Source organism: Litchfieldia sinesaloumensis (assembly GCF_900156865.1).
In the GTDB taxonomy this organism is placed as follows: domain Bacteria; phylum Bacillota; class Bacilli; order Bacillales; family Bacillaceae_L; genus Ferdinandcohnia; species Ferdinandcohnia sinesaloumensis.
This window is the reverse complement of sequence record NZ_LT732529.1, coordinates 1,701,434-1,720,543: the sequence shown is the minus strand read 5'-3', so window position 1 is coordinate 1,720,543 and position 19,110 is coordinate 1,701,434. Positions and strand designations below refer to the sequence as shown.

Below are 19,110 nucleotides of genomic sequence, written 5' to 3'. Positions count from 1 at the left end.
CTCAAATTAATCTTTGATTTCCTTAAAGAGCTCGTATGCTTTGTTTCTAGCTTCGATAAGGATAGAATTTCCTTTATCCGTTGTGGTATAGTACTTTCTAATTTTACCTTCTACATTTTTTTCTTCTTTTTCAAGAAGTCCATCTGATTCCATGCTGTGGAGAATGGGATATAGTGTCCCGGAACTGATTGTATATCCATGCTCTCTAAGTTCTTCTAGCATCCATGATCCGTAAATAGGATGTTCCTTTGCATGGTGTAGAATGTGAATCTGAATGAATCCGAGAAAAAGTTTACGTAGTATTTTGTCTTCCACTGCATTTACCACCTATCAAATTAATATTGATAATCAATATCGGAAATCGATATCGGAATTATAGCATGGAAAAGTGATAGTGGAAAGAGGTGAGTTGAAAGTTTACAAACTCTTTACATTTCTGAAACCTTTTTAATAAGCCAACCGTAATACAATGTAAAGAAAGGATGTGGGGCGATGAGTAAATATTCAATCGCGGAATTTATTAGGAACACCGAACAAGAGGACAAGGGAGAAGGGCTGTTTGAATTAGAGACTCCTAGAATGCTTGAGGTTAATTTGAACGGAATGGTATGGGCAAAAGCGGGTTCCATGGTTGCTTATAATGGGAAAATCAAGTATGAGCGTGAAGGGATTCTTGAGCATGGTCTAAGTAGTATGTTTAAGAAGGCTTTTACTGGTGAAGGAGCTTCATTGATGAAAGCAAACGGTCAAGGAAAATTATACCTGGCCGACAGCGGGAAAAAAATTATTATTCTAGAACTTCAGAACGAATCTATTTACGTAAATGGAAATGATCTACTTGCTTTTGAACCTTCACTTAGACATGAAATTAAGCTGATGAGACGTGTAGCAGGAATGATGGCTGGTGGCTTATTCAATGTCCGTTGTGAGGGCAGTGGAATGTTAGCGATTACGACTCATTATGAACCACTCACATTACGGGTAACTCCAGGCAAGCCGGTTATAACCGATCCAAATGCAACCGTCGCTTGGTCTGGGAATCTTCAGCCAGAGTTTCAAACGGATATATCCTTTAAAACCTTTGTTGGCCGCGGTAGTGGCGAGTCGATCCAGATGAGGTTTGAAGGGGGTGGCTTTGTCATTGTTCAACCGTATGAAGAAGTTTATATGCAGCAATCCAATAGTTAACCAACGTGAAGAAGCATGGTTCGGTCCATGCTTCTTTTTATCATCATTATGGTCCCCACAGGACATCAACGAGTTCGCCTTTAAAAAGATTCGTATCAATGTTACAGGTTTCTGCGTCTAATCCGTATTGCCAACCCCATGCCAGTGAGCCTTCTGGGGCGGACGGGTTGAATTCAGGAGCTTTCGCTTCTGCTGTAATACCTATACTTGGTGCCGCTGTCCATATATAGTTCTGTTCAATAATAGCAGGGTTATTTTGACCTGCCTCCTGGTAAGCTGCAAATAGTGCTTGTTCGGGATCAAAGACACCGTAAATCCCCGATTTATACTGTGAACCTTCTATCGTTTCAAACCATCCTCTAATAAACTCTGAATCTACTGGGTAATCTGGTTCGATATCTGCAAATATCGCTACACCCTCAGGAATGCCAAGCTCATCCGCCATTTTAATAGCTTCATTTGCTTGGGAGACACCATTGTCATAACCTGTCGCATCATTGAAATGGTTATAGATTGGGAGGATGAAATCTCCTTTGGCATGGATGATTTTCACCTGTTCTTCAGTAAGACCTGCTGAAATTCCTTCACGATCACCTAAATAGCGTCCAAAGATAACGGGATCACCGAAATTCTCTTTTACACAAGCATAAAAATCGGTTGTGGTTTCGCTTGCGGAATCGATACCCCAGACAATATCAGGTAAATCATCACTTGGTTTAGCTTGCTCTTCGCTGTTTTGCTGTTGCTCATTCTCGTTTTTTTCCTTTTCTTGCTCCTTCGGCTGTTCATCTTTATTGTTGTTTTGCTCATTTTCGTTATTTTTTTCATTTTCATTCTTATTTTCTTTCTGCTCATTGTCTTGTTCGTTGACTTGAGGCGGCTTGTCATTGGTTGAAGGAGGGGGTGTTGATGGTGCTTGGGCGGTAGGGTTTGATGCTACAGGCTTAGGATTGTCTTCGGTAAAATAGAAATACACCGCACAGCATAAAAGGAACCCAATTACGATTGTTAAAACTCGATTAAATATTGTTTCTGTCATGTCATCACCTCACCTTGATTTTTTATTATATGTGAGGTGTGAATGAGTGGTGTGGGTATGGGGAGGCGGTTCTGATGTTTCCCGAGTGTTGGGCTCACTCATTCTTCTTATTTTTAGTGCTGTTGATCCCTTGGATGGTGTTTCTTATAATAAGGTTTAAGAACTATTCTGACGAACAAGGATGAGAAGTTTAGTAGAAGAAGGAATTCGTCTCTTCATTACAGAATAATGTATATATGATGAAAACTGGACGAGGTGGTATTGTGGTAGGGGAATTAGAATTGGTTCTAGATGTAAAAGCGACACTAGGAGAAGGCCCATGTTGGGACCGTGCAAAACAATTATTGTATTGGGTAGATATTTTAGAAAAAAAGGTAAACATTTTTAATCCAGTTACAAATGAAAACCGTGCAATTCAGTTAGAACAATATGTTGGAGCAATTGTTCCTAGGAATATAGACGAAGCTGTATTGGTATTGGAAAATGGTTTTTACTTTTTAAATTATTCTACGGAAGAAGTTATCCTAATTGATGAACCGGAGAGGCATTTGGAAAATAATCGATTCAATGATGGTAAATGCGATGCATATGGACGTTTTTGGGCGGGTACGATGGATAAATCTTCAGCTGAAGAGCAAGGTGCTCTTTATTGCTTAGATACAAAACGTAAAGTAAAAAAGAAGTTAGATAAGGTTGGATTATCAAATGGGCTAGCTTGGTCCCCGGATAATAAGTTTATGTATCACATAGATACTTTAACTAAAAAGGTTAGTTGTTTTAATTTTAATATTGAGACGGGAGATATTGAAAATCCAATTGATATTATTACATTCCCAGAAGGTGAGGGATTCCCTGATGGGATGACGATTGATGAAGAAGGAATGTTGTGGATTGCCCATTGGGGTGGCTCAAAAGTATCTAGATGGAATCCTAAAACAGGAGAACAACTAACCGCAATTGAGGTCCCAGCATTGAATGTAACATCGTGTGTATTTGGAGGAAAAGATCTGAGTGAATTGTATATAACAACTGCAAGAACCGGATTAAGTGAAGAACAGTTGAATAATTACCCTTTATCAGGAGGGCTTTTTAGGATTAAACTGGATATAAAAGGAAGTCCAACTTTTTCATTTAGAGGTTAGAAATAAATACTCCATGGAACTGGGTTCAGAAGGGTTCTAAAAATATACTAGAAATTGAACTTCTTACTATTTGGGAGTTCTTTTTTTTATATAATATTAACATTAAAAACGCTAGGCTATTAGAGCCTAGCGCGTATGAGGTAACTATTTACTTTTTGCAAGTACTTGTTTTACGGACTGTTTTCGTTGGTCATTATTTAGATAGGCCGTAGCCATAGCCACTAATAGTAATATTCCTGTAACAGTGAACAGCATTTGCGTTGGAAAAATACCTCCAAGTAAACCTCCAATCAGTGGTCCAAACATACCACCAATTTGATTGGCTGTTTGGTTTAAACTAAAAGCTCTTCCACGAAAATCTTCTGGCGTGTATTTAACAATGAGCCCGTTTAGAGCGGGGAATATCGCACAGAAAAAGATTCCATATACAAAACGAATCATCGAGAAGCCCCAGATATGGGTAAAGATAATTTGAGCCAATGTTCCAATCCCAGCCCCTAAAAGTCCGATAAATAAGATGCGGTGGAAGCCAACTTTATCTGCCCATTTTCCCCATACCGGTGCGAATAATGCACTTGCGAGTCCTGGTAATGCGATGACAAAACCAGTTAGTAACGTCGCATAGCTGCTATTACTAGCGATACCGGCAATGTATAAAGGTAGAATCGGGTCAATAATCATTGTAGAACAGCTAACCATTAGCGTTAGAATTAATACCAGCAAGAACGGACGATTGCTGATCGCGATGCTAAAGTCCTTGATTACAGATCCTTTTTCCTTGCTTGCCTTAAAATTCTCTTCTCTTACAAAGAAAATAATTAAAATTGTGGCAAATAAGACAATGATTCCAGCACTTCCGAAAGCCCAACGATTACCAAATAATTCTGCTAGCCCACCACCAAGAAGGGGTCCTAAAATCATCCCTGTAGCTGCTGCTGATGAGATCATTGAAAGGGCATAGCCCACATTTTTTGTTGGAGTATTGGTTCCAACGAGGGCAATCGCACCAGGAATAAATCCAGTAAGTAATCCTTGCATCACTCGTAGTCCTAAGATTTGATAGGGATTTGTCACAAAAGCCATTAATGTATAAACAAGAAATAGGGCAAATCCTGCCCTTATGATCATTGGTTTACGTCCATATTTGTCTGCAACTCTTCCCCAAAAAGGTGTCGCAAAGGCACCTGCAAAAAACGCTGCTCCATAGATTAGTCCTGACCATAACTCAGTGTTTTCGTGCACCCCGATCTCTAATAGAAAAATAGGTAAGAAGGGGATAACCATTGAGAAACCAGAGGCTGTAAAGAAGACTCCAATCCAAAGAACCCATAAATTTCGTTGCCAAGTCGGCATGTTATTTTCCATCTCCTACGTATGTTCTTAACTAATAATAGATTTATAGTAACACATTTTTTGGATATTTTCACGGGCGAAAGTTTCGGGTTTAGAAATACTTTGGGTTGCTTTACAGAAAATTATAAAAACTATCTTTTTCATCTTGGAAGAATATGTTATTCTCATCTTGGAGGTGTAAAATTGAATAAACCTACACAATTACTGGTTTCGGTTGTTCTAGTTTTTTTGACTGTTACGTTATTCGTGAAAGGATTAGAACTTTGGTCAATTGGTAGTAATGTAGATGGAGATGGCATCGGTATATATTTTCTTGGAATGGAAATTAATGATCGTGTGCCAGTAAAGAGTATACCGGGATATACAACCGGCTTTTTTATTTTAAGTTTTGCAGCTTTCCTAATTACTATTGCACTTGCACGGAAAACGTTTCTTTCGGAAAATATGAGCTGAGATATTAAGTATTTAATACATAAAAAGGAAGTACTCAGTGATGCTGAGTATTTTTTTATGTGGAAAATAGCCTTGTATTTGATGTAGCGGTCGAGATTAACTGCTTACATTACAGTTGTTTCATTTTGATTAAGATTTTTCAGTATAATTACAAACGAGTTCTCTTAGTTGATAAGACATTTACAAATCAAAGACATTGTCATAAACAACCTCCTTCTGATGCTATAATACGATAACAATAGTTTGGAGGTTATTTGATGGCTACTAAGCGAGAGTATTATTTTGATAACGCAAAGTTCATTTTAATATTCCTTGTTGTCTTTGGACATTTTATCCAGCCTTTTATAAATGATCATAAAATCGTCATGACAATTTATCACTTTGTGTATTCGTTTCATATGCCTGCATTCATTTTAGTTTCTGGTTATTTTGCAAAAGGCTTTAAGAAAGAAGGCTATATTAAAAAGACGGCGAAAAAGCTGTTAATTCCATATTTAATTTTTCAATTACTGTATACAATTTATTATTACTTTTTATATAAGGGTGAGTCACTACTCTTTGAACCCTTTAATCCACAGTGGTCACTCTGGTTTCTAATTAGTTTGTTTTGTTGGAATGTGATGCTGTATGCGTATACGAAGCTGCCAATGAAATGGTCGGTGGCGATTGCGGTCTTAGTAGGAATTGGGGTTGGTTATCTACCATTCGTGGAAAACTATTTAAGTTTATCACGAACCTTTGTCTTTTTCCCACTGTTTTTACTAGGATTCTATTGTAAAAAGGAACATTTCACAGCGTTAAAACGCCCTGCAGTTCAGGTGGGGTCAGCGTTAGTTCTTTTGGCGATTTTTATTGGTTACTACTTCATTCCAGAATTCAATACCGGCTGGCTACTTGGTTCAAAGTCCTATGAGACGCTTTCTCAGGAAAATCTAGGTGGGCTTATAAGATTAGCAATCTATTCGGTATCCATTGTAATGACGGTCGCGTTTTTCTCATTGCTACCAAAAAAACAATATTTCTTCACAAGTTGGGGACCACACACATTGTATGTCTACTTGTTACATGGATTTGTTATTAAGTATTTCAGAAATAGTGAATGGCTTGACCTTATAAGTGACGTCGGAAATATTGCGATACTGGTCATTGCCTCACTAATACTAACATTGCTATTGTCAACCAAAACAATACGCGCGATAACACAACCGTTAATCGAGTTAAGAATTTCCATTCTAAAGAAGTATATTAGAGTTTAGATCCGTAGGGACTGTTCTCTTGGTTCCAGTACACACTGGGAATTTGAGAATTGTCCCTTTGGTTTTTGTTAAAAACGACTAGCAGGGCTCCGTGGTTCTAGGCTTTATAGTTCTGGGCTCTTTTAATAAAGGATTGTTCATCTTCAATTAGGCCACAGACTCCACATTGAACTTTGATTTCTGGTCCTCGGTATGGGACATGAAAAGGATCAAGGTTCGCAGTGTATTCTTCTACAACTTCACCACTTTGTGGGTCCATTTTCACTGATTTTGGTACTTGTTCAATAATATTAAATCTGGAACGATTGGATTTGCAATTAGGACATAAATAAGGACTACTCATTTCTACACCTCCTAATTTTTACTTTTTCCATTTTTGGTTAGAGTATGAGCGTATTTTTTTGTAGAAGCGATAGAAATGATATAATGGTGATAGCAAAAGGTGAAAGGAAGAGGTACATGGAAAATACACATGAAAAAGTTGAAAAAGCGACCTTTGCGGGTGGTTGCTTCTGGTGTATGGTTAAGCCGTTTGACACACAACCAGGCATCATTGAAGTGGTTTCTGGTTATACGGGCGGAACGAAAGAAAACCCAACATATGAAGAGGTTTGTTCTGAAACAACGGGCCATTACGAAGCTGTGCAAATCACATTTAACCCAGACATTTTTCCTTATGAAAAGCTAGTGGAGACCTTTTGGCAGCAAATTGATCCAACTGATGCAGGTGGACAATTTTATGACCGTGGCGAATCCTACCGAACAGCGATTTTTTATCATAGCGAAGAACAGAAAGAGATTGCCGAACAATCGAAGCAAAAGCTTGCAGAAAGCGGTATTTTCTCAAAACCGATTGTAACGCCAATCATTCCTGCGAAAGAGTTTTATCGTGCTGAGGAGTATCATCAAGATTATTATAAGAAAAAACCTGAACACTATAATCGTTATCGAAAAGGATCTGGTAGGGACACATTTATTAGAAAGCATTGGGCGGCAAAGGAATTTGAAGAGGCGAAAAAAAATCTAACAGACATGCAATATTATGTAACGCAGGAGCAGGGTACTGAGCCTCCGTTTCAAAATGAGTTCTGGAACAATTTTAAAGACGGTATTTATGTCGATATTGTTTCGGGCAAGCCGTTATTCAGTTCGCTGGACCAATATGATGCAGGCTGCGGCTGGCCAAGTTTTACCAAGGCGATTGATGCAAAAGAAATCGTGGAAGAGCTTGATACATCTCATGGGATGATTCGTACAGAGGTCAGAAGTAATACCGCCGATTCACATCTTGGGCATTTATTTTACGATGGACCCGGCCCAACTCGTATGCGCTACTGCATCAACTCAGCGGCACTTCGATTTATCCCGAAAGAAGACCTTGAAAAAGAGGGCTATGCCGAGTATACCAAGCTTTTTAGCAAATAATACTTATCTAGTAGATGTCTATACAACTATTGGTAGAAAAAGACTATTTTAAAATTTGTTGGTTGACTCTGGTAATCTGCGGTGCTATGATTAAGTAGACCATTTTGTTGCGTTATATAAGTTTAAAAGTTAGAAAAGATCGTTAATTTCAATTTGAATTAGACTATTCTTCTGAAGTTATATGTGAATTTGTTTTAGATTTATGTAAGTGTACAATGGTTAATTTTTTAAATGCACAAATGGTTTGTGTGTTCATTTTAGGAGGCATATTTCATGCAAAATGGTAAAGTAAAATGGTTTAACAGCGAAAAAGGCTTCGGATTCATCGAAGTACAAGGTGGAGACGATGTATTCGTACACTTCTCAGCAATCCAAGGCGATGGCTTCAAAACTTTAGAAGAAGGTCAAGAAGTTTCTTTCGAAATCGTTGAAGGTAACCGCGGACCTCAAGCATCTAACGTAGTTAAATTATAATCTAACATATAAATGAAATCACAAAACAGTCCTACGTTGTAGGGCTGTTTTTTTCATGTGTAGGTGTGCGGGTTAGGTTAGGGATCTCTGTGCGGGCAAAAGTGGAAAAAATAGGGATGTGTCGCTGCAAGAGATGTATTGCGGTACATGCAGAAGTGAAGAAGGGTTGGGGATGTCCCGCAAGAAGAGTCTCGCGGTACACGTAGAGGCAAAAAAACCTTGACGATGTCCTACTAGAAAAGTACATACATTCAGATCACACTTCTATTCCCCCGTAGCAATTAACACACTCAAGATAACCTCTCTTTCACCAACTCAATAAAGTTTTTCGCAGGGGTGGAGACGTAATGATGCTCAAGCCAGATGACTCCCAATGAGGAAATCAGATTGGCATCTTCAATCGGGGCAGAGTGGAGTGTGTTGTCTCCATATACGTCCAGTACGGATTTTGGCACAATCGTCGAACCCATTCCATTCTTAACCATTTCCATTAGAACATGCATATCAGAGCATTCTGCAATGCTTGTAAAACGAAGTTTCTCACGTGAGAATGCCTCGTGGATAATATTGTAGCTTCCTAGGCCCTCAGTACTAGGTATGATGAGGGGGAGATGCGAAATCTCCTCAAGTGTCACTGATTGTTTTTTCTCATTGCTTACAAACACAAACGGTTCATTGACGAGATGCTGAAAAATAAAATCTTGATGCTCTAATGGAAGACGAACAAAGGCCATTTCAATTGCTCGTGTTTTTACCATTTCTGCAAGGTAAAAGGAGTCATTTTGAACAATCTTCAATGATACTAATGGGTATTTATCATGAAAGGCCTGCAACATGTTCGAAAATCTTGATACGGACAACGTATTAATTCCAACAGCAAGTACGCCTCTTTTTCCTTCCTCAGTTTCCTGTATTTCATTTTTAACTTCCTCGATATTGTGAACGAGCTGTAGTGCTCTTTTATAGAGAAGCTCACCTTTATCGGTTAACTCCATCCTCTTACCATTCCGCTCAAATAATTTCACGCTAAGTTCTTCTTCTAATTGCTTCAACTGCATACTTAGTGGTGGTTGTGACATATGAAGTCGATTGGCAGCGGCTGTAATATTTTTCTCTTCAGCGATTGCAATAAAATAACGCAGTTGCTTAATATCCATCCATTTCACCTTCTATATAAAAAAACTATGGTTTCTATATGAATTATATATTTTTAATATAGTAAAAGTCCATGGTATGATAAACATCGTGTTTTATATGGACGTTAGAGAGGTGATAAAGATGGAACGTTTTTTTAAATTACAACAACATGGAACTACAATCGGACGAGAATTTTCTGCTGGATTTATCTCATATATAACGGTTGTTTACATTATTATTGTAAATGCTACGATATTATCAGTAGCGGGTATTCCGATGGAAGCAGGAATTATTGCGACCATTTTAACTAGTTTTCTAGGTTGCGTGATTATCGGGTTCTGGAGTAATACACCAATACTCCTTATTCCTGGAATGGGACTTAACGCAATGTTTACTTACACGATTGTTCAATCGGGTGGTTTTACGTGGCAAGAAGCATTGACGATGGTATTCGTTTCAGGTCTGATATTCATTGTAATTGCTTTTACTCCGTTAGCAAAAGTAATTACTTCTTCAATTCCGAATTCGTTAAAAGAAGCAATCACAATTGGAATTGGAATTCTGTTAATTTTAATCGGGTTTGACAATGCAGGTATCATCACAAGCTCAGAGCATACTTTACTTGCGATTGGGGATCTTAGTAGCCCGACTGTTATTACGACTTTCATTGGGTTAATTATTACGGTTATATTATTTATTAAAAATGTACCTGGTAACCTACTTTTAAGTATTTTAATTACGTCGGTATTAGCGATTTGGTTTGGTGGAGCAAGCTTCGAAGGCGTCTCCTTATCGACACCTGATTTTAAAGAATACTTTGGGGTGTTTGGTCAATTATCATGGGCTCAAGCAGGGAACATCATTTTTTGGTTAACTTCAATCTCATTAGCGATGGTCCTAGTCTTTGAAAATATTGGTTTGATACACGGACATACTAATATGCTAAAACGCCCAGAAAGTAGCAAAAAGTCACTTCAAGCAACTGCGGTATCTGTGTTATCGTCAGGTGTTTTTGGAACAAGTCCAACAGTGGCGTCAGTGGAATCAGCCGCTGGGATAACCGCAGGTGGAAGAACAGGACTAACTAGTATCGTTACAGGGGTTATGTTTTTAGTATCCATTTTATTTATTCCAGTAATTAAAATCGTTCCGGCAAGCGCGGTATCGCCAATCCTTATCTTAATTGGTGTACTAATGTTGCAGAACATCGTCAATATCTCGATGGAAGATTTTACAGAAAGCTTTCCAGCACTGTTAATCATTGTATTAATTCCATTAACCTACAGCATAGCGGACGGTATGGCAATCGGTTTTATTATGTATCCTGTGATGAAGCTATTAATGGGTAAAGGCAAGGAAATCCATCCAGCACTCTATATGATTGCAATTTTGTTTATTAGTAATTTTGTGATTCAGTACATGCATTAATATATAGCAGTCCTTAGGGGCTGCTTTTGTTGTATGGATGAAAACTACCTAATCTTGGCTTACGTGATATACTGATACAAAATGCTTAAAAGGAGAGAGACGTTTAAGTATTCGCTTTGAAGTGAAGAAGACTTTGCATGTCGGACAAGAAGCAGTCTACAAAAGATTATTGGATAAATCGATGGCCGGTACCTTCAAAAAAGCGTGTGAAAAAGATTTAAATGCCTTAAAAAGCTATCTAGAAGCAAAAAAATAGTGGTAAAGTGATTAACCTTTATCTTACATTCCAATAATGGAGGAGGTATAATAACCTCTTTGTAGAATTTACATACTGTAGGAAAATAATTGGAATGTGGGTGAATGGTATGGGAAGAATCGTACATTTTGAAATACATGTTGATGACATGGATCGTGCAAAAACGTTTTATGGTGAAGTATTTGGATGGCAATTTCAAGATTGGTCTGATTATGCAGGGATGCCTTACTTTGGGGCTGTTACAGGAGACAAGTCAGAGCATGGTATTGATGGAGCGTTGATGCAAAGGCAAAGTCCTCCCCCAGGAGCAAATCAGCCTTTGAATGGTTATGCTTGTACAATGGGTGTGGCAGATTACGATTCTGTTGAACAGAAAATCTTGGCGAATGGTGGCAAGGTTGCTATGCCGAAATATGCGCTTCCTGGAATGGCGTGGCAGGGTTACTATATCGATACAGAAGGAAATATCTTCGGAATTCATCAACCTGACGAAAACGCAAAATAGGTTTTAAAAAAGCCTTTTGCCCAAAACGGGTGAAAGGCTTGTTAGTTGCTATGTATTTGATTTATCGATGCTGATCGAAAAGAATTTGATTGCCGTCAGGATCTTCTATTACAAAATGTGCAGGTCCTTCACCAGATTCCTCTGCTTCGGTTAACATGGTGATTCCTTTTTCTTTTAATTGCTTTTGGATATCACGAACGTCTGTAAACGAATCGAGATTTTGGGCGTTTGAATCCCAACCAGGATTAAAAGTGAGAATGTTTTTATCAAACATTCCCTGGAATAATCCGATGACAGTGTTCTCATTTTTCAAGATGAGCCAATTTTGAGAGATGTCCCCACCAAGCGTTTTAAATCCAAGGTTTTCGTAGAATTCCTTTGACTTATGGATGTCCTTAACGTTTAAACTTACTGAAAAAGCACCTAGTTTCATTATTTTCTCCTCCTAAATTGTAATAATTTAACTATAAATGAGTGTGTAGAAAACCACAAGAATCACAGGATATGTTGCATCAAAAATAAGATTTTAAGAAAGGGTGAGTCGTGTGACCTATGATGAGATAATGCAAAAACTTGAAAAATTAGGTTCCGAACAAATAAAGCAAATTTATCAGAATCACGGTGTAAAAGAGCCTCATTTTGGAGTGAAAATAGGAGATTTAAAGAAGCTTGTCAAGTTTGTAAAGAAAGATCATGAATTAGCACTGAAATTATATGATTCTGGTAATCACGATGCCATGTATTTAGCAGGTCTTTCGGTGAATCCTAAGTTAATGACGAAGGAGACGTTACAAGATTGGGTTTCTAAAGCATATTGGTATATGGCTGCTGAATACACGGTTGCACAAGTGGCAGCTGAAAGTGAGTATGCGCTTGAATTGGCTAGAGAATGGATGAACGCAGAAGAAGAAATGATTGCAGTTTGTGGATGGAGTACATATTCAAACTACTTATCAATCACACCAGATGAACAACTTGATATTTTAGAAATCAAAGAGCTTTTAAATCAAGTGAAAACGAACATCCATGAAGAGCGAAACCGCGTACGGTATGTTATGAATAGCTTCGTCTTGTCTGTGGGTACCTATGTGGCTGAACTAAATGAAGAAGCGAAGCAAGTTGCAGAACAAATTGGAAAAGTGCATGTGGATGTCGGGAATACTGCATGTAAGGTTCCACTGGCGGCAGATTACATAAAAAAAGTGGAAGCGAAAAATAGAGTAGGTTTGAAGCGTAAGACGTGTATTTGTTGATTATGAGTTGGACATCGAAAACGAATGAAGGTGAAATAAATGGAAAACGGAAGAACAATAGAGGCGGTTGACCAGTATATTTTGGATCTACCAGAAGAAATTCAAAGCATTACGAATGCATTACGAGACATTATTTTGAATACGTCACAGAACTTAGTTGAGGAATATAAATGGTCCATGCCGAATTACAACTACAATGGATTGGTTTGTTATTTGCAATCATCCAAAAAACATGTGAATCTCGGTTTCCATAGAGGTGTTGAACTTCAGGAAAACGATAATAATTCACTATTACAAGGTTCAGGAAAAGGTATGAGGCATATTAGGATTAAAAAAATGGGAGACATTCAGCCAGAGCTTTTTGAGTCTCTTATTAAAAAAGCAATAGAATTAAATGAGAAATAAATGTGAAGGTTCGTCATATGACGAACTTTTTTAGTAGGGAAATTACGGTACAGCACATTGAATTTTAATCTACTTAGGAGTAAGATTCTATTTATTCAAACTTGTAGATTTATAGTGTTTTCTGCTGTAATTGATTTGGAGGTTGTCATAATGGACTTTGAAGTAATTATTGTAGGTGCAGGCTCGATGGGGATGGCCGCTGGCTATTATCTGGCTAAGAAAGGGAAACGTGTCTTATTACTAGATTCTCACAATCCACCACATACAGAAGGCTCGCATCATGGGGAAACTCGAATCATTCGACATGCCTACGGTGAAGGTGAAAGCTATGTTGAGATGGCGCTTAGAGCACAGGAACTGTGGAATGAGTTACAGGAATTATCGCCAGAAGAGATTTTTATAAAAACAGGTGTTTTGAATGTTGCTGCACCTCACTCGACATTTATTCAGAATGTCATAAGGTCGGCACATAAATATTCATTAAATGTTGAACAGTTGTCAGCTGAGGAAATTACGCGAAGATGGGACGGTGTTACTGTGCCTGAAGGCTTCATTGGCTGTTATGAACGTGATTCAGGTGTTCTGATGAGTGAGTTTTGTATTAGCGCGTATAAAACGCAAGCGCTGAAACATGGTGCCATTTTTAAACCTTATTCACCAGTTACATCTATATCGATTTATGAGAATCATGTACAGGTAAATACCGAGACAGAGATATTTACAGGTGAAACACTCCTTGTCACTCCTGGTGCGGGAGCGCGAAAACTACTTCCGCTCGTTGGCTTAGAATTGCCGTTACAGGAAGTGAGAAAAACGTTTTCGTGGTTTGATACAGATGAGGAAATCTATCATTCTGACATATTCCCTGCCTTCGCCTTTGAATTACCGGATGAAACGTATTACGGATTTCCGAGTATTAACGGAGCGGGTGTTAAGATTGGAAGACATGATGGAGGTCAACCTAGAGATATGGATAAACCAAATCCGGAATTTGGATCCTATGAACAAGATAGTGCTGATGTAAGTCGTTTTGCAGAGCGCTATCTTCATAAAGTCGGAGAACACAAGCTGGGGAAGGTCTGTACATATACAAACACTCCAGATGAGGATTTTATCATTGACAGACATCCGAAGTATGACCATGTTGTGATTGCTTGTGGCTTCTCAGGGCACGGTTTCAAATTTAGTAGTGTCGTAGGAGAAATACTTAGTGAGTTAGTAACGGGAAATCATCAAACAACGTTTGATATTCGCCCATTTGCTATTCAGCGGTTTAGTAAATAGAGGATAACGAAGGCAGTCCAAATCGGACTGCCTTTTGTGTAGAAACTGGGACAAGGGACCTGTCCCTTTATCAAATATCTTAATTTTTAATAAATTTGTGCAATATGATTGACAGGTATTCACTTTTCTTATTACTATTATGTTATATAAACGGTAGAAATAAAAACGTAATATATAGTGAGTGGGGAGTGAAGGAGTTTGAAGCTTAGGGCAAAAAGAAGTGAGTTAGTGGAAGTAGCAAAGGGTACTATTCCTGCCGATTTGTATATTAAAGGTGGGACAGTTATTAATGTGTACTCTGGAGAATTTTTAAAGATGAATGTAGCCGTATATAAGGACAGTATAGCGTATGTTGGTGAAAGTGAGGCAATGGTGGGGGAACATACAAAAGTTATAAATGCCGAAGGAAAGTATGTATCGCCTGGGTTTATTGAGGCGCATTCTCACCCTTGGGTTGTTTATAATCCAATCAGTATGACGAGCAAGGTGTTGCCACTGGGCACAACCACCTCGGTTAATGATAATCTATTTTTCTACTTACATATGGGAGCGAAAGGCTTCATGGATATGGTTCATGACTTGAAATCTTTACCAGGAAACTTTCTTTGGCTTGTTAGACTGGTTTCGCAAGCTGATTATCCTGGTGAACGAGACTGGTATAACCATGAGGACATCAGGGAGCTTTTAGCAATGGATGAGGTAGTTGGTTCAGCGGAAGTCACACGTTGGCCGTTGCTTTATAATGGAGATCCATTCTTGCTTGAAACAATGGACTATGTCAAAGAGATTGGAAAAATTTCTGATGGGCATACTTCAGGTTGTTCATATGAAAAATTGAATGCGATTGTCGCATCAGGTGTGACAGCCTGTCATGAGGCGATTACCGCAAAAGAGGCACTCGATCGACTTCGATTAGGCATGTGGACGACACTTAGAAACAGTTCGCTCAGGCCGGACCTTGAAGAAGTGATAAAAATGATAACTGAAGGAAACGTTAATACAAGTCGAATCGTCATGACAACGGATGGGCCACACCCTGGTTTTATTGAAAGAGAAGGCTTTGTCGATGGACTTGTGCGTCGAGCGGTCGAACTCGGGGTACCTGTCATGGATGCCATCCAAATGGTGACAATTAATGCCGCAACTTTTCTACGTCTCGAGGATTATATCGGCGGAATAGCACCAGGAAGAAAGGCAGACATCCTATTACTACCTGATTTAGTCGATTTTAGACCTGATTTAGTTGTAGCAGGTGGCGAAATTGTCGCTGAAAATGGTCAATTATTGGCATCGATGCCTGAAGTAGACTGGATGAAATACGCTGTACGTGAAGCGTTTGAATTTCCGAAATCTGTTCTCGAAAACCCAAAACTTTATCAATATCCACATCATGATGAACAACAACCGTTACCTGTTTCTTATTTTAAGAGTAATGTCATTACTGCTAGGAAGGATACGATAATCCCGTCTGTGGATGGTTACGCCGATTTGTCTGATCAAGAAGGGCTTATGTATTCCGCGTTGATTGATCGTCGTGGGAATTGGATAAGCAGAGCCATCTTGGAGCGATTTGCTGTTACGCTTGATGGAATGGCCTCGACGTATAATACAACCACAGAATTACTGGCTGTTGGTAGAAGTCCACAAGCAATGGCTAAAGCTGCAACGCGCGTACATGAAATAGGCGGGGGAATCGTTATTGTTGATGGTGAGGAAATCATCCTTGAAATTCCATTACCACTTACAGGAATGATGACAACGAGTTCATCATTTGATAAAGCAGTCGAATATCATGATGATCTTCTTCAAACCCTGCAAGAACGTGGATTTCCATTCCATGATATACTGTATACGTTACTCTTTTTAACCTGTGATTTCTTACCAGGTTTACGCTTGGTACCTTATGGGTTATACGAAGTGAAGCGGGATGAGATTTTGTTGAAGGCGGAAGCGTTTACAAGGGAAGTTACGAAATAAGTAATAGCAAAACCTACAAACATATAAAACTTGTTTGTAGGTTTTTTTTATAAGAATTCTTTAATAAAGGGTTTTGTTAATGGTTAAACGCCTCACCAAGAAAATCCAATAACGCCCTTACCGCAAAGGACTGGTATCGGTCTTTTTTTGTAATAACCGACAGCTCCCACATTGGTGGGGATTCTATTGGAATCATTGTGATGGTGGATTCATCCATTTTCGAATAAATGGATTTTGGCAAAAGGGTAATCCCAAGCTGAGCGATGACCAGTTCGGTGATTAGGTCCCATTGCGAACTTACATACGCAATGTTTGGAGTAAATCCTGCACGCTGACAGTGCTGGATAATTAAATGATGCAAAGCAAATTCTTGATTAAATAGAATAAACGATTCATGTTGTAATTGTTCTAGTTTAATAGTTTCCTCATTTGAGAATGGATGATCCGGGTGAGTAAAGAGCATAAATTCTTCTTTGATAAATGGTTGGACGCTAAATCTTTTGTTGTCTGTTGGATTTACTACAATTCCAACGTCAACTTGTCCATCATCAACAAGGTGTTCAATCCGTTTGGCCCCAAGTTCGATTAATTCTAGTGAAACGTGTGTATGTTGCATGCCAAACTTCCCGGCAATAGTTGGGAAGAAAAGAGTACCAATCAAAGGGGGTATCCCAATTTTAATCGTACCGGTTGGCAGATTCATAAGATCATCTAGTAGAGTATGAAGTTCTTTGGTAGAGCCAAGGATTTTAGTTGCTTGCTTATAGACAATTTCACCCGCATCCGTCAAAACCAACTTTCGGGTTGACCGTTCAAACAGCTCGACATTGAGGTCAGTTTCCAATTTTTTAATGGACTTACTTAATGTGGGCTGCGATATATAGGTGTTAACTGCTGCTTTTGTAAAACTTCCATAATCGACAACTTCCATAAAGTAGCGTAAATCTTTCAGTTCCATTGAATACTCCTTTTATTCCAATTCGTAATATTGATTATTCTTATTATTCATTTTACGGATAAATATGGTTGTTGTAAAATTTTATTAAGAAGATACTGAAAATTTCGAAACGGAGTGGCGTTGAGAAGTATTGTAGGAGGGGAAATGTATGAAAACAATATTTACAAGCTTTGAAGAAGCTGTTAGCGGTATCAAAGATGGAATGACTTTAATGGTAGGTGGCTTCGGCCTTGTAGGAATTCCGGAAAATCTGATTCATGGTCTACGTAAGACGAATGTAGGAGATTTAACTGTCATTTCAAATAATTGTGGTGTAGATGATTGGGGACTCGGTATCCTATTGCAAAACAAACAAATTAAAAAGATGATCTCCTCCTATGTAGGAGAAAACAAAGAATTTGAAAGACAGGTTTTAAGCGGGGAATTAGAGGTTGAACTTGTCCCACAAGGTTCGTTAGCAGAAAAAATTCGTGCTGGAGGAGCGGGGATTCCAGCATTCTACACACCGGCTGGAGTAGGTACACCAATAGCTGAAGGACGAGAAACTAGAGAGTTTAATGGAAAAGAATATCTATTAGAAGAAGGGTTAACCGCTGATTTTAGTTTAGTAAAGGCTTGGAAGGCGGATAAAATGGGGAATTTAGTGTACCGAAAAACAGCACAAAACTTCAATCCAATGATGGCTGCTGCTGGAAAATATACGATTGCAGAGGTAGAGGAAATCGTCGAGGTTGGCGAACTCGACCCGAATGAAATACACACACCAAGTATTTATGTCCAAGGTCTTATTGTTGGTAAACACGAAAAACGCATTGAACGATTAACGGTTAGTAATTAAGGAGGTCTAGTGATGTCGAATAACGTAAGAGTGAAGATTGCACAAAGGGCGGAGCAGGAAATTCAGGACGGAAATTATGTGAATCTTGGTATCGGAATGCCGACAATGGTGGCGAATTATATTTCTGACAATAAACATGTGGTTTTGCAATCGGAGAATGGATTATTGGGTATTGGACCTTATCCTTCAAAGGAAGAGGTAGACCCGGATCTCATTAATGCTGGAAAAGAAACAGTCACGGCCATTCAAGGTGCAAGTTTCTTTAGCAGTTCTGAATCATTCGCAATGATACGCGGTGGGCATATTGACATTGCAATTCTAGGGGGAATGGAAGTAGCTGAGAATGGCGACCTAGCTAACTGGATGATTCCCGGTAAGATGATTAAAGGTATGGGTGGTGCGATGGATTTAGTGCATGGTGCGAAAAAGACAATCGTCATTATGGAACATGTAAATAAGCATGGTCAACCGAAGATTCTGAAGGAATGTAGTTTACCACTCACCGGTAAAAGAGTCGTTGATCGAATTATTACAGATCGAGCAGTTATCGATGTAACAGAGAACGGATTGAAGCTAGTTGAGGTAGCGAACGGATACAGTATTCAAGATATAATTGAATCCACAGAGGCCGAATTAATTGTTTCAGACGATGTGAAGCAAGGTGCATATTAATAAGAAAAACAAAAACCCCCAACATAAGTGTTTGGAGGTTTTCTTATTAATTATTTATTGGGTAAGG

The 19,110-nt window shown here is 38.7% G+C and carries 22 protein-coding genes; 15 read left to right on the top strand and 7 right to left on the bottom strand.

The genetic code is table 11. The features are described from left to right. Positions 1 to 6 precede the first annotated feature (6 nt). Positions 7 to 315, bottom strand: coding sequence for a PadR family transcriptional regulator (locus CZ490_RS08485; RefSeq protein WP_077618485.1), 309 nt, complete (start codon positions 313 to 315; stop codon positions 7 to 9). Positions 316 to 492: 177 nt separating this feature from the next. Between CZ490_RS08485 and CZ490_RS08480 the strand changes: the two genes are divergently transcribed. Next, positions 493 to 1,188 carry an AIM24 family protein gene (locus CZ490_RS08480; RefSeq protein ID WP_077618484.1) on the top strand — a complete coding sequence of 232 codons (696 nt, stop codon included), beginning with the start codon at positions 493 to 495 and terminating at the stop codon, positions 1,186 to 1,188. A 46-nt stretch (positions 1,189 to 1,234) separates the two neighbouring features. On the opposite strand, the gene CZ490_RS08475 is transcribed toward CZ490_RS08480, so the two are convergent. Then, on the bottom strand, positions 1,235 to 2,227 hold the full coding sequence (locus tag CZ490_RS08475) for a glycoside hydrolase domain-containing protein (protein WP_077618483.1): 993 nt from the start codon (positions 2,225 to 2,227) through the stop codon (positions 1,235 to 1,237). A 263-nt stretch (positions 2,228 to 2,490) separates the two neighbouring features. Between CZ490_RS08475 and CZ490_RS08470 the strand changes: the two genes are divergently transcribed. Further along, on the top strand, positions 2,491 to 3,369 hold the full coding sequence (locus CZ490_RS08470) for an SMP-30/gluconolactonase/LRE family protein (RefSeq protein ID WP_200801630.1): 879 nt from the start codon (positions 2,491 to 2,493) through the stop codon (positions 3,367 to 3,369). A 144-nt stretch (positions 3,370 to 3,513) separates the two neighbouring features. Here CZ490_RS08470 and CZ490_RS08465 read toward each other — a convergent pair whose 3' ends face one another. Then, positions 3,514 to 4,722, bottom strand: a complete 1,209-nt coding sequence (locus tag CZ490_RS08465; protein ID WP_077618482.1) for an MFS transporter — start codon at positions 4,720 to 4,722, stop codon at positions 3,514 to 3,516. Between the two features lie 183 nt (positions 4,723 to 4,905). Here CZ490_RS08465 and CZ490_RS08460 point away from each other — a divergent pair, with 183 nt between their 5' ends. Together CZ490_RS08460 and CZ490_RS08455 are read left to right on the top strand one after the other, a co-directional pair. Beyond that, a complete protein-coding gene (locus CZ490_RS08460; RefSeq protein ID WP_077618481.1) occupies positions 4,906 to 5,175 on the top strand; it encodes a hypothetical protein in 270 nt (89 codons plus the stop codon). 257 nt (positions 5,176 to 5,432) lie between these two features. After that, the gene (locus CZ490_RS08455) at positions 5,433 to 6,431 is read left to right on the top strand and encodes an acyltransferase family protein (RefSeq protein ID WP_077618480.1); all 999 of its coding nucleotides are present in this window, start codon (positions 5,433 to 5,435) and stop codon (positions 6,429 to 6,431) included. Positions 6,432 to 6,528: 97 nt separating this feature from the next. Here CZ490_RS08455 and CZ490_RS08450 read toward each other — a convergent pair whose 3' ends face one another. After that, positions 6,529 to 6,774 (bottom strand): DNA alkylation repair protein, encoded by a 246-nt coding sequence (locus CZ490_RS08450; RefSeq protein WP_077618479.1) that lies wholly within the window; start codon positions 6,772 to 6,774, stop codon positions 6,529 to 6,531. A 116-nt stretch (positions 6,775 to 6,890) separates the two neighbouring features. On the opposite strand from CZ490_RS08450, the gene msrA reads away from it, so the two are divergent. Continuing rightward, the gene (gene msrA, locus CZ490_RS23150; RefSeq protein WP_077618478.1) at positions 6,891 to 7,856 is read left to right on the top strand and encodes a peptide-methionine (S)-S-oxide reductase MsrA; all 966 of its coding nucleotides are present in this window, start codon (positions 6,891 to 6,893) and stop codon (positions 7,854 to 7,856) included. 273 nt (positions 7,857 to 8,129) lie between these two features. Then, on the top strand, positions 8,130 to 8,330 hold the full coding sequence (cspD, locus tag CZ490_RS08440; protein WP_077618477.1) for a cold-shock protein CspD: 201 nt from the start codon (positions 8,130 to 8,132) through the stop codon (positions 8,328 to 8,330). Between the two features lie 290 nt (positions 8,331 to 8,620). Here cspD and CZ490_RS08435 read toward each other — a convergent pair whose 3' ends face one another. Beyond that, on the bottom strand, positions 8,621 to 9,487 hold the full coding sequence (locus tag CZ490_RS08435) for a LysR family transcriptional regulator (RefSeq protein ID WP_077618476.1): 867 nt from the start codon (positions 9,485 to 9,487) through the stop codon (positions 8,621 to 8,623). A gap of 121 nt (positions 9,488 to 9,608) precedes the next feature. Here CZ490_RS08435 and CZ490_RS08430 point away from each other — a divergent pair, with 121 nt between their 5' ends. From CZ490_RS08430 to CZ490_RS08425, 3 genes are all read left to right on the top strand, one after another. After that, a complete protein-coding gene (locus tag CZ490_RS08430) occupies positions 9,609 to 10,895 on the top strand; it encodes an NCS2 family permease (protein WP_077618475.1) in 1,287 nt (428 codons plus the stop codon). A gap of 121 nt (positions 10,896 to 11,016) precedes the next feature. Continuing rightward, complete coding sequence (locus tag CZ490_RS22905; protein ID WP_268762059.1) at positions 11,017 to 11,151, top strand: hypothetical protein; 135 nt, start codon at positions 11,017 to 11,019, stop codon at positions 11,149 to 11,151. Positions 11,152 to 11,260: 109 nt separating this feature from the next. Beyond that, positions 11,261 to 11,656, top strand: a complete 396-nt coding sequence (locus CZ490_RS08425) for a VOC family protein (protein ID WP_077620997.1) — start codon at positions 11,261 to 11,263, stop codon at positions 11,654 to 11,656. Between the two features lie 61 nt (positions 11,657 to 11,717). Here the strand turns inward: CZ490_RS08425 and CZ490_RS08420 are convergent, their stop codons facing one another. Then, positions 11,718 to 12,089, bottom strand: a complete 372-nt coding sequence (locus CZ490_RS08420; RefSeq protein ID WP_077618474.1) for a VOC family protein — start codon at positions 12,087 to 12,089, stop codon at positions 11,718 to 11,720. Positions 12,090 to 12,201: 112 nt separating this feature from the next. Here CZ490_RS08420 and CZ490_RS08415 point away from each other — a divergent pair, with 112 nt between their 5' ends. The 4 genes from CZ490_RS08415 to CZ490_RS08400 all read left to right on the top strand — a co-directional run bounded on the left by CZ490_RS08415 (position 12,202) and on the right by CZ490_RS08400 (position 16,575). After that, complete coding sequence (locus tag CZ490_RS08415; protein ID WP_077618473.1) at positions 12,202 to 12,909, top strand: DNA alkylation repair protein; 708 nt, start codon at positions 12,202 to 12,204, stop codon at positions 12,907 to 12,909. A gap of 39 nt (positions 12,910 to 12,948) precedes the next feature. Beyond that, complete coding sequence (locus CZ490_RS08410) at positions 12,949 to 13,314, top strand: DUF1801 domain-containing protein (RefSeq protein ID WP_077618472.1); 366 nt, start codon at positions 12,949 to 12,951, stop codon at positions 13,312 to 13,314. A gap of 150 nt (positions 13,315 to 13,464) precedes the next feature. Then, a complete protein-coding gene (solA, locus tag CZ490_RS08405) occupies positions 13,465 to 14,598 on the top strand; it encodes an N-methyl-L-tryptophan oxidase (protein ID WP_077618471.1) in 1,134 nt (377 codons plus the stop codon). Positions 14,599 to 14,796: 198 nt separating this feature from the next. Next, positions 14,797 to 16,575 carry an adenine deaminase C-terminal domain-containing protein gene (locus tag CZ490_RS08400; protein ID WP_077618470.1) on the top strand — a complete coding sequence of 593 codons (1,779 nt, stop codon included), beginning with the start codon at positions 14,797 to 14,799 and terminating at the stop codon, positions 16,573 to 16,575. Positions 16,576 to 16,651: 76 nt separating this feature from the next. Here CZ490_RS08400 and CZ490_RS08395 read toward each other — a convergent pair whose 3' ends face one another. Further along, on the bottom strand, positions 16,652 to 17,533 hold the full coding sequence (locus CZ490_RS08395) for a LysR family transcriptional regulator (protein WP_077618469.1): 882 nt from the start codon (positions 17,531 to 17,533) through the stop codon (positions 16,652 to 16,654). A gap of 148 nt (positions 17,534 to 17,681) precedes the next feature. On the opposite strand from CZ490_RS08395, the gene CZ490_RS08390 reads away from it, so the two are divergent. Further along, positions 17,682 to 18,371, top strand: coding sequence for a CoA transferase subunit A (locus tag CZ490_RS08390; RefSeq protein ID WP_077618468.1), 690 nt, complete (start codon positions 17,682 to 17,684; stop codon positions 18,369 to 18,371). A gap of 12 nt (positions 18,372 to 18,383) precedes the next feature. Next, on the top strand, positions 18,384 to 19,043 hold the full coding sequence (locus tag CZ490_RS08385) for a 3-oxoacid CoA-transferase subunit B (RefSeq protein ID WP_077618467.1): 660 nt from the start codon (positions 18,384 to 18,386) through the stop codon (positions 19,041 to 19,043). Positions 19,044 to 19,110: the final 67 nt, after the last annotated feature.